This is a genomic window from Micromonospora sp. DT81.3, from assembly GCF_049847225.1.
In the GTDB taxonomy this organism is placed as follows: Bacteria; Actinomycetota; Actinomycetes; order Actinomycetales; family Microbacteriaceae; genus Microbacterium.
Genome location: NZ_JBNCNY010000012.1, coordinates 70715 through 81145, shown reverse-complemented (window position 1 = coordinate 81145; position 10431 = coordinate 70715). Strand labels below are relative to the sequence as shown.

The 10431-nt window shown below is 65.2% G+C and carries 6 protein-coding genes; 4 read left to right on the top strand and 2 right to left on the bottom strand.

From position 1 onward, the window contains the following. The coding region (locus ACPW96_RS20440; protein WP_425885325.1) for a substrate-binding domain-containing protein at window positions 1-965 on the bottom strand (965 nt) is incomplete at its 3' end. A gap of 168 nt (window positions 966-1133) precedes the next feature. Here ACPW96_RS20440 and ACPW96_RS20435 point away from each other — a divergent pair. Next, window positions 1134-2126 carry a LacI family DNA-binding transcriptional regulator gene (locus ACPW96_RS20435; protein ID WP_425821759.1) on the top strand — a complete coding sequence of 331 codons (993 nt, stop codon included), beginning with the start codon at window positions 1134-1136 and terminating at the stop codon, window positions 2124-2126. A 182-nt stretch (window positions 2127-2308) separates the two neighbouring features. Continuing rightward, the gene (locus ACPW96_RS20430; protein WP_425885323.1) at window positions 2309-3322 is read left to right on the top strand and encodes a LacI family DNA-binding transcriptional regulator; all 1014 of its coding nucleotides are present in this window, start codon (window positions 2309-2311) and stop codon (window positions 3320-3322) included. A gap of 40 nt (window positions 3323-3362) precedes the next feature. Here the strand turns inward: ACPW96_RS20430 and ACPW96_RS20425 are convergent, their stop codons facing one another. Continuing rightward, window positions 3363-4916 carry a glycoside hydrolase family 32 protein gene (locus ACPW96_RS20425; protein ID WP_425885321.1) on the bottom strand — a complete coding sequence of 518 codons (1554 nt, stop codon included), beginning with the start codon at window positions 4914-4916 and terminating at the stop codon, window positions 3363-3365. A 642-nt stretch (window positions 4917-5558) separates the two neighbouring features. Here ACPW96_RS20425 and ACPW96_RS20420 point away from each other — a divergent pair. Both ACPW96_RS20420 and ACPW96_RS20415 read left to right on the top strand, forming a co-directional pair. Then, window positions 5559-6530, top strand: a complete 972-nt coding sequence (locus ACPW96_RS20420; RefSeq protein WP_425885320.1) for a carbohydrate kinase family protein — start codon at window positions 5559-5561, stop codon at window positions 6528-6530. Window positions 6531-6860: 330 nt separating this feature from the next. Further along, window positions 6861-10328: a GH32 C-terminal domain-containing protein gene (locus ACPW96_RS20415; RefSeq protein ID WP_425885319.1), complete on the top strand. Its 3468-nt coding sequence runs from the start codon at window positions 6861-6863 to the stop codon at window positions 10326-10328. Window positions 10329-10431: the final 103 nt, after the last annotated feature.

Genomic DNA, 10431 nt, shown 5'->3' with positions numbered 1-10431 from the left:
ACAATCGCCTCGACGCCGAGTTCGGCCATCTTCACGGGGTACTGCTGGCTGGTGGCGTCGATGATGCCGTCAGCCACTTGACCGACACCGGCACACCCTCCATCGATCGAGACGATGAGTACATCATCCGGCCCCTTGCCTGCTGCCTCGAGGGCTTGGAAGGCTCCGTACGCGGCTGGCTCGTTGATCGTGTACACGACGTTGATGTCCGGATTCTTCGCGAGCAGGTTCTCCATCGCGGCACGCCCGCCGTCCTCGGCGCCCTGTGAGGCTTCGTTGCCGACGATGGTGTAGCTGCCGCCGCTGTATTCGCCGCTGGCCTCTTCGTCTCCGTTGGCCTGCTCATCGGCGAGGTCGATGCCCATCCCGTCGAGGAAGCCCTGATCGCGGTTGTAGTCGACACTCACGGCCTTGTCGTCGAACAAGTCGATGAGTCCGATCACCGCGTCGTCCCCGGCCAACGTGCCCGCCGTCCATTGGCCGACGAGCTGACCTGCGAGGTAGTTGTCCGTCGCGAAGGTGATGTCCACAGCGTCGGCCGGGTCGGGCACGGTGTCGAGCGCGATCACGAACAGACCTGCGTCGCGAGCCTTCTCGATCGCATCCAGAACGGCGGGGCCGTTCGGTGTGATCAAAATCCCCGCGTCACCCTTCGAGATCGCCGCCTCGATGGCCTGAATCTGTGTGTCCTCATCTCCGTCCTCCTTGCCGGCGGCCATTGTCAAGGCGACGCCGTTCTCGTCCGCGGCAGCTTCCGCACCCTCCTGCATCGCGATGAAGAAAGGGTTCGAGTTGGTCTTGACGATCAGGGATACGCCGATCTCGTCGCTGCTGCCGTCACTGGCCGCGGAGGGCGATGTGCCACCGCTGGCGGACGCGCAGCCGGTCAGGGCCAGTGCTGTTGCTGCGGCGAGAGCGCCGGCGGTGAACAGGGCCCGTGGCCCACGATGCATGTGATTCCCCATTGAAATTTCCTTCGGTAGCAAGTTCCGCTGTCGATTGACAACGATGTCAGATAAGTTCTTAGACGAGATAGTCGGTAGAGTCAAGCAAATCGACCCGATGGAGATATGAATGTGACACCGATGTCAAACGGCCACGCCAGCGAGGGCGCCGCGCGACCGCGTGCCACCATGAAGCACGTGGCCGCGCTTGCGGGCGTCGGCGTGAAGACCGTCTCGCGCGTGATCAATGGCGAGCCGAATGTGTCGGCGGCAACAACTGCCCGGGTGCGGGATGCGGCACGCAGCCTGGATTATCACCTCGACGTTCATGCCGGAAACTTACGGCGGGCGGACGGACGGACGCGCACATTGGGGTTGCTCGTGGGCAGTGTGGACAACCCGTTCGCGGGTGCCATTCACCGGGCGATCGAAGACGCCGCGATCGAGCGCGATGTCGCCGTGTTCGCGTCGAGCCTGGACGACGACCCGTCCCGCGAACAACGCGCGGTCGAGGCTTTTCTCCGCCGACGGGTGGACGGGCTGATTCTCACCACCGCCTCACGTAGCCACAACTATCTGCTGCCCACGCTTGAGCGCGGCACGCCCGTGGTTTTCGTCGACCGGGAACCATCGGGCCTCCAGGTCGACGTGGTCACCAGCGACAACGCCGACGGCGCTGCTCGCGCCACTGCGCACCTTCTCGCACACGGGCACCGCCGCATCGCATTTCTCGGTGACCGGCTCACGATTCAGACTGCGACGGAAAGGCGCCGCGGGTTCCTGGAAGAGCTCGGCAGGGCGGGCGTGTCGACGTTCAACGCACCGCAGCGTCCAGATCTGCACGACGCGGCATCCGCGGAGCGGGCCCTCGGCGAGCTCCTCGACGGTGAGGACCCGCCCACCGCGGTCTTCAGCGCCCAGAACCTGGTCACGCTTGGGGCGCTCCATGCCCTGCGTGCTCGAAACCTGCAACGCCGGGTCGCTCTGGTCGGTTTCGACGACCTGCCTCTCGCAGACTTGCTTGAGCCGGGAGTCACCGTGGTCGCTCAGGACGCCCACACCATCGGCTCCACCGCCGCCGAACAGATCTTCGCCCGTCTCGACGGGGCCGTCCACCCGCCGTCGACCGTCGTGATCCCGACCACGTTGATAGAGCGTGGGACAGGCGAAATCAGACCATAGACCGACCGGTCTGAGTTGGCGGCGGGAGCCGTCCAGAGGGGGCCTTGACTTCGACTACCACCGTGCCTACAGTGTAAAACACTGATTGACATCGTTGTCAGGAGCCCGACGCACCATGAATTCACACGATTCAACAGTCTCCGACGTGTGCCCGCATATGCTGGTCGCGAAGGAGACTACTTATGTCGGGATCATCAGCGAGACCCGACATCCGAGACATCGCCGCAGCGGCCGGCGTTTCACCGACCACCGTGTCGCACGCGATCAGCGGAGCACGTCCGGTGAAGGAGAGCACCCGAGAGCGGGTCTTGGATGTTGCGCGGGCTATGGGATACGTCCCTAACCGCGCAGCGATCGCGTTGCGGCGTAACCGCACAGGCGTGGTCGGATTCGTTGGGGATCGCATCTCGAGCACTCCGCACGCGGGACGCGTGCTACTTGGAGCGCAAGATCAGGCGCGGGAACGCGACACCGTTCTTATGGTCGTCGAGAGCGAGGCGGATCCGGAACTGGAGCGCCAGCAACTACAGATGCTGCTCGAGCGTGGCGGCGTCGATGGGGTCATCTACGCTCGAATGTCCCACGAGGTTGTAGCGGTCCCTGACCGGCTGTTGAATGTTCCAACGGTGCTGGTGCACGCCACCGACCCAGATCGCGGGTATTCCTCAGTCGTGCCAGACGAGCGGCAGATCGGACGTATCGCGCTGAAGCATCTGACGGCACTCGGGCACCGCGAGATCGCGATGGCATCGACGGTGGACGACACCCCGGCTCGCGCCGGTCGCGAACTCGAGTGGCGACGGGCCTTCGACGCGCCCGAAGCCCAGCTGGTGCGAGTCGCATCCACTGCGGTCGGAGGGCGCGAGGCTGCCGCAGCACTGTTCTCGGGCACAGAGATGCCGACCGCCGTGTTCTGCTTCAATGACCAAATTGCAATGGGTGTGTATCAGGGCGCGGCAGCTCGAGGGCTGCGCGTTCCCGACGATGTTTCGATCGTCGGGGTGGACGACCTGGAGATCATCGCGGCGGGCCTCGATCCGGGCCTCACAACCGTCGCGCTTCCACACTTCCAGATGGGCGCCTGGGCCATGTCTGCCCTGGCGGCTGAGATGGACGATGAGAAGACCGTTCGCACGCACGCCGAGTTCCCCTGCGCGCTGGTAATCCGCGACTCCACCGCCCCTCCCCGGCGTTAGGTAGCAACCCCGTGATCTCCGGGCCCCGACCTCTCCGCCGTCACGGCGCTAAATCGGCCACCTGAAGCTCGGGAATTGTTGCTCGCCCGCCAGCGGCCGAAATGGTCAGGTCCATCGACCCCGGAAAGATGAGGGACGAAAGCGACTCCGCGCCATCCTCGACGAACACCTCCAGCGTCGAGCCGTCCACGAAAATGTCGATCTCGATCTCGCCCGACGAGGACCAGACCGCCGGTACTGCGCGGAGGTCTCGGTACAGCATCGGCATCTCCCCTGCCACCACGTCGGTATCGCGGACAAGGAATACCTCTTGCCGGATCGCGTTGAAACCCACCGTGACTGTTCGGCCAGGAGAGCCGATCACAACCTGCAACTCATCGGCGTCGAAAGAGGCTTTGCTCAAGCTCAGCTGGATCCGGAATGCCTTGCTGCCCGGCTGCGGCACCACTGATGGCCCCGCGTCAGAATCGATGGTCAGGCCTCCAGCCTGTTGCACGTCCCTCTCGATTTCCACGAGCTGATCAATGGGGGAACTGTGAAGGACCGGCGCGCCACCGGTTGCTGCGTCGAGGCGAAGAGTGCGGACGATCGACTGGGCACCACCGAACCAGCTGGTCGTAGGCAGTTCACCCGCGTAAGACCAGTTATTCATCCATCCCAGTGCGAAGCGCTGCGCCATTCGGTCCGCCGGGTTCAGGCGCGGGTCCTCCCACGTGACGGCGGCATAGAAGTCCGACCCGCCGTCCAGCCACTGAGGCTCAACTCGAGCGGCCGCGAACCTCTCCCCATCCCAGTGGCCTGTCCAGTAGGCATAGCCCGTCGTTCGCCCGTACGCGACGCCATTCGCGCTGGTACCGAGGACCCACGTGGTGCGACTCGGGTCGCCATCGATCGACATCTCGAAGAGGTCGGGGCATTCGAGCAGCCCTAGATCGTCGCGCTCGAATCCGGAGCGATAGGTCCATTCCTTCAGGTTGCGCGAGGTGTAGAAGCCAATCTTCTCGCCCTCGGCGAGGACCATCACCCACTGCCGAGAAGCGTCGTCCCACACCACTTTCGGATCCCGCCAGTGCGACGCACCAGGATTGTCCATGACTGGATTGCCTTCGTATGCCGTGAAGGTGTAGCCGTCGTCGGTAGACCAGAACAAGGACTGTCGCTGCACGCCTTGATCCTGCTGTGTTACTAGGGCGACGATGGCGCCGCGGCCGAAGCCGGCGGTATTTTCAGCGTCGACCACGGCGCTTCCGGATTGGATGTCTCCGAGCCCGTTCTGGTACTTCGGGATCGCGACCCCCCGGTTTTGCCACGTCACGAGGTCCGTTGATGTGGCGTGAAACCATTCGGTGCCGTTGCCGTCGGGATAGTCCGAGTTGTACAGGTAATACAGGTGCCACTCGTCACCCGCAAAGAACGGGCGCTGTGGGTCATTCATCCAGTTCTGGTCCGGAGTGAGGTGAATGTCCGGCCGGTAAGCCGCGTCCTCCGCGGGCCGGGCTGTACTCGGCGCTGGTGCCGGTGGAGACGGGTCCGGTTCGCTCGTCACCCCACAGCTCACCAGAGGCGCGAGCAAAAGCGCGGTGAGCCCGGCCACCAAAGTCCTTCGCCACCGCCCTCGACGCCGGGCCGCGGCGGAAGACCCCTGCGGGCTACCGGAAGCAAATCGGCTTGTCACCTGAACACCCTGCCCGGTCCCACACGCCGCCACGGCGTGGCCCTCGGCGTGAGACAGCGAAAGGAAGGATCGGTATTTGGCGACAGGACTGCTACGGCGTTTCCTGATGCGCTGACCGCCGCTGCAGCCGCGCAATCGATCGCCGCCGGGTTCTCGCTCCGAGTCCCGACGAATGTGAAGTGCTTCACATTCCTCCTTGCGTGTGCCAGAAGGATCCCCCAGGTCGGTGTATGAGCGTGACATTCTCTGACAACGATGTCATTCTAGTCCTCATGAAGGTCACACCCACGAGCGTTCGTCGGATACGCACCGCCTGGCTTGATGTCGAACGTCCCCAGATAGGCTCTCGCTCCAGCGAGGGAACTGGCGGCCAGCCGGGCGCAATCGAAGGGTGTAAGGGTCGTCCGCTTCCATGTCGGGCGCGGCTGACACGGGCCGGCATGCAGCACTTCGTCCGGCTTGACACTGCGCGGGCGAGCTGATGACCTGCCCCTCGCTGACCCGCTTCCTCTCCTCTCAACGCCCGATGGCTAGCAGTACCGGCGCCCGTGGGGGGAAGGAATGAGTTATGTTGCGGGCGCTCGGGTCGTAGTCGTCGGCGAAGCCCTAGTCGACATCGTCCATCGGGCCGACGGCTCGGTCGATGCGGCGCCGGGCGGAAGTCCGGCGAACGTCGCGCTGACCCTCGGACGCCTCGGCCGGACGCCGCACTTGGTGACACGGCTCGGGGATGACTCGCACGGCCGTTCTGTGCGCGACTGGCTGGAGCGTTCCAGCGTCACCGTCGATGCCACTCACGCACCGCGCACCGCAACTGCGACCGCCCATCTGGACGCAGCCGGCGCCGCGACGTACGAGTTCGACATCGACTGGGCCTTGGGGGGCGTGTCGGTCGCCGGCGCAGACGTGCTGCACGTCGGCTCGGTCGCCGCCCTACTCGGCCCTGGAGCCGACGACGTCTCGCGCCTCGTCGACGCGGTGCGCCGGTCCGCCACGATCACGTACGACCCGAACATCCGCCCCTCGCTACTGCAAGATCCGGCGGACGCGCGCGCTCGCGTGGCTTCGCTGGTGCGACGCGCCGACGTGGTGAAGGCAAGTGACGAGGACTTACGCTGGCTGCATCCGAATGCCGATCTTGTTGAGGTCGCGACGCGGTGGCAGCGCTTGGGGCCAGCAGTGGTAGTCGTCACCACCGGTGCCGACGGGGCATTGGCTGTCACCGCTACCGGCGTTGTGGGCATTCCCGCTGTGACAACTGCTGTGGTGGACACGGTTGGCGCGGGCGATACCTTCATGGGGGCTCTCATCGACGGCCTGATCCACGCGGAGCTCACCGGCGCCAGTCAGCGCAACGCTCTCCGCGCCGTTTCCCCCTCGGACCTTGAAGCGATCCTGCGAATGAGCGCGGCCGCTGCGGCGATCACGGTGTCGCGCCCCGGGGCCGATCCACCGTCCCGGGCGGAAGTCGCAACCCAGCTCTCCGCTCGCCTGCCGCGCGCACCCTTGTCTCCCGGCCCCGCGAAAAGCTGATCGGGTTCGCTCCTCCCGGTTCCCGTAGTACGAGTGAGATTTGTGGTTCCTAGACCACGGCGACCGCTACAACGTATTCCTTCCAGGCGCCGCGCCCTCCAAGATCAGCCCGTCGGCAAATTCGGCCACCGATCTGGCCGTGCACGGACATCGACTCGAGTATCCTCATTCGGCTTGTAATGTCCGCTCGACATTCCTTAGCATCTCCAGTTAGAAGTCATGACATCGATGTCATGACGCCGGGGGTTCCCCTTGGCATCCGCAGAGGAGCGAGTGATCCATATGGCGATGCGAGAGATGACTACAAACGACGCACCGTATAGAAGAGGGGTGACCTCCATCCTGGCCACGGTGGTGGCTGCCGCCGTAGCAGTCAGCGCGGCTGCCGGCACGACTGCGGCCGCTGAGGGCAACGATCCGGCGGATGTCCCGTACCGGCCGCTGGTGCATTTCTCGCCCGAACAGAACTGGATGAACGACCCCAACGGTATGGTTTACGTCGACGGGACCTACCACCTCTACTTCCAGCACAATCCGCAGGGAACTCGCTGGGGAAACATGAGCTGGGGACACGCAACATCTGACGACCTCCTGCACTGGGAGGAACAGCCGCTTGCTATCCCGCAGACGTTCGATGCCGGAGGCCGCCCGATCGAGAGCATCTTCTCAGGCTCGGTCGTAGTAGACGAGGACAACACGTCGGGCTTCGGCGTCGACGGCGAAGCACCCATGGTCGCGATCTACACCAGCGCGTACGAGCCCGCCCACCCGACCCGCGCGGGCCGGCAGGCACAATCGCTGGCCTACAGCAACGACGGCGGCTACAGCTGGACCAAGTACGAGGGCAACCCCGTCCTCGACCGCGGGTCGAACAACTTTCGCGATCCGAAGGTGTTCTGGTACGACGGCCCGGCGGGCGCGTACTGGGTGATGGCCGCCGTCGAGGCGCTGGATCACAAGGTGGTGCTCTACAAGAGCACAGACCTTCAAACGTGGAAGCACTTGTCCGACTTCGGGCCCGCAAATTCGACCGGCGGGATCTGGGAATGCCCCGACCTGTTCGAACTTCCGATCGACGGAGACCCCGATAACACGAAGTGGGTCATGGTGGTCAACCTCAATCCCGGCGCCGTTGGCGGCGGCAGCGGCGGACAGTACTTCGTCGGCGAGTTCGACGGCGTCACGTTCACGAGTGAGAGCACTGAGGCGGCGGACGCCGTTCCCTCCGGCGAGGCCTTCGCCGGCTTCGACGGCGGCGATTACGAGGGCTGGACGGTCGCGAACGAGCCCGGAAACTGGAAGGAAGGTCCGTTCGGCCCCGCTCCTGCGACCGGTTCCCTGCCCGGCCAGCATCCGGTGACGGGTCTCGTCGGAGGCGGCCTCGTGAACGGCTTCAATGACGGCGACTGGCCGCTCGGCACCATGGAGTCGCCGACGTTCACGATCTCCGACGACTACATCAACCTTCTGGTCGGCGGCGGCCGGCACCCGCACGTGACCGGGTCGCAGCTGTCGAACGACCCGCCCGCAGGCAGGACGGTGTTCGACTTTGAACTGCCCGAGGGGCAGACCCTCGCCGACTCGGGCTGGGAGATCACGGGCGACTTCGCATCCGAGCCTCGGCGCAACCCGTCCACTGCGGGCGGCGACCACTTTCTGGGAGCCAAGCGTCTCAACACCTGGGAGGGCGGACCGCGCGGTGACGACAACGTCGGCCTCATGACGTCTCCCGTGTTCGCACTCGACGGCGACTTTGTGTCGTTCTTAATCGGCGGCGGCAAGCGAGCGGATGGTTCGCTGCAGGCAGAGCTGGTCATCGACGGCGAGGTCGTGCGCGCACAGACCGGGCCCGAATCGGGGCAGCTGAATTGGAGGTCGTGGGACGTCTCTGAGTTCGCCGGCAGCCAGGCGCAGCTGAGGGTCCGCGACGAGGCGACGGGAGGATTCGGGCACCTCACCTTCGATCACGTGGTCGTCGGGGACGAACCCGCGAAGGCGCGCTCCGACGAGACATCCGTCAATCTCGTCGTCGACGGCGGGATCGTGCGGAGCGCGACCGGTGCCGACAGCGAGACCCTCGACTGGGCAAGCTGGAACGTGAAGGAGTTCGAGGGACGCGAAGCCTCGATCCGCGTGATCGACAACAACCGGTTCGGATGGGGCCACATCCTCCTCGACCAGGTGATGTTCGGCGATACCTCGGCGCCCACGCGGCTCGAGAACTACGACTGGCTGGACTGGGGCCGCGACTACTACGCGAGCGTGACCTATTTCGGCACCCCGAGCACGTCGAGAATCATGCAGGGATGGATGAACAACTGGGACTACGCCAACGACGTCCCCACGTCGACATGGCGCAGTTCCATGGCGCTTCCCCGAGAGGTCACCCTCGTCACGACACAAAACGGTCCCCGGCTGCGGCAACAGATCGTCGACCAGATCGATGAGCAGCTCGACACCACCGCCGCGCAGACGCGCAGCGGCGTCCAGCTCGACGGCACCGCCGACCTCGCGCTGGCGGGCCAGCTAGTGAAGATCGACGCGGTGCTGCGACCGGGCGAAGCCGAACAGGCAGGCATCGTCGTCTTCGGCGACGCCGACTCGGGCACCCGCATCGGCTACGACACCGCGAGCGAACGCATATTCGTCGACCGACGCGATTCTGGCAACGTGGAGTTCCATCCCGCCTTCGCATCAATCGAGGATGCGCCCGTTCCGCTAGCAGCCAACGGTACCGTGACAATCGAACTGTTCCTCGACCGCGCGTCGGTGGAACTGTTCGCCGCCGACGGACGAGTCACGATCACCGACCAGGTGTTCCCCAACGCCGGCGCGGACGCGATCACCGGGTGGTCTACGGGTGGCACGGCGGTGCTCGAGAGCATCACCGTGACGCCGATCGTCCCCACCATGTGGAAGGTGCCGACGCCCGTCACGGTTCCCGGTGCTCCCCTTGACGTTGTCGCGACCGGGAGCACTGGCGGGGCCGACGTCACCTGGACCGCGCCCGCTGAGGAGGTCGGCGCAGAGGTCATCGAGTACCACGTGTACCAGGAGAGCGTCGACGCTCCCGTGGCGACCACTTCGGACACGTCAGCGCGAATCGACGGGCTCACACCCGGATCGAATGCGAGGTTCGCCGTCAGCGCCGCGAACGCGGCAGGCGAAGGACCACGATCCGCATGGTCGGCGACAATCACAGTCCCGGATGGGGCGACTGCGGCACCGGCGCGTGGAACCCTGTCACACGACAACGGATGGGACACCGGTCTTGCCGACGGCGACTACACCGTCACAATGGACCTGCCGCGGGGTCAGAACGGCTCTTCCTTCCGACTGTTCGAGAACGGCGTTCTCGTGAAATCAGTGCCGCTCACGTACGGGGGCTCCTCGCCGCAGCAGACGCGCATCCCGATCGAGGGCAGAGCGAACGGCACTTACATCTACAGCGGCGAGCTGGTCAACACGAAGGGCGTGACCGCCACCACGTCGACCACGGTGAAGGTCACCCAGGCCAACCCGGCGACGCCCGTCCTCAGCCACGACAACCAGGACGGCGATGGCAACTTCACCGTGACCGCGAACCTGCGGTGGGGAACGAACGCCACCTCCTATCGCTTCTTCGACGGCGTCACCCTGGTGGCCGAAGGCCCGCTGGTTGCGGCGACGCCTGGGGCCCAATCGGCGACCCTGCTGGTAGCGGGAGCCGCGAAGGGCACTCACACCTACCGTGTCCAGTTCGCGAATACAGCCGGGTCCACATGGAGCGCCCCGCTCAAGGTCGCGATAAAGAGATGACCCAAGAGGTTGGACGTCACCGCTCTGGCTCCCACTCCATCCCCTGCCGGACGTTCTTCGTCGCGTGATTCAACGTCCTTAACGGCGCTAGCAGGCTCACCCC

Coding starts and splice junctions, on each gene's coding strand:
- ACPW96_RS20435 (WP_425821759.1), top strand. CDS start 1,134: ATGAAGCACGTGGCCGCGCTTGCGGGCGTCGGCGTGAAGACCGTCTCG.
- ACPW96_RS20430 (WP_425885323.1), top strand. CDS start 2,309: ATGTCGGGATCATCAGCGAGACCCGACATCCGAGACATCGCCGCAGCG.
- ACPW96_RS20420 (WP_425885320.1), top strand. CDS start 5,559: ATGAGTTATGTTGCGGGCGCTCGGGTCGTAGTCGTCGGCGAAGCCCTA.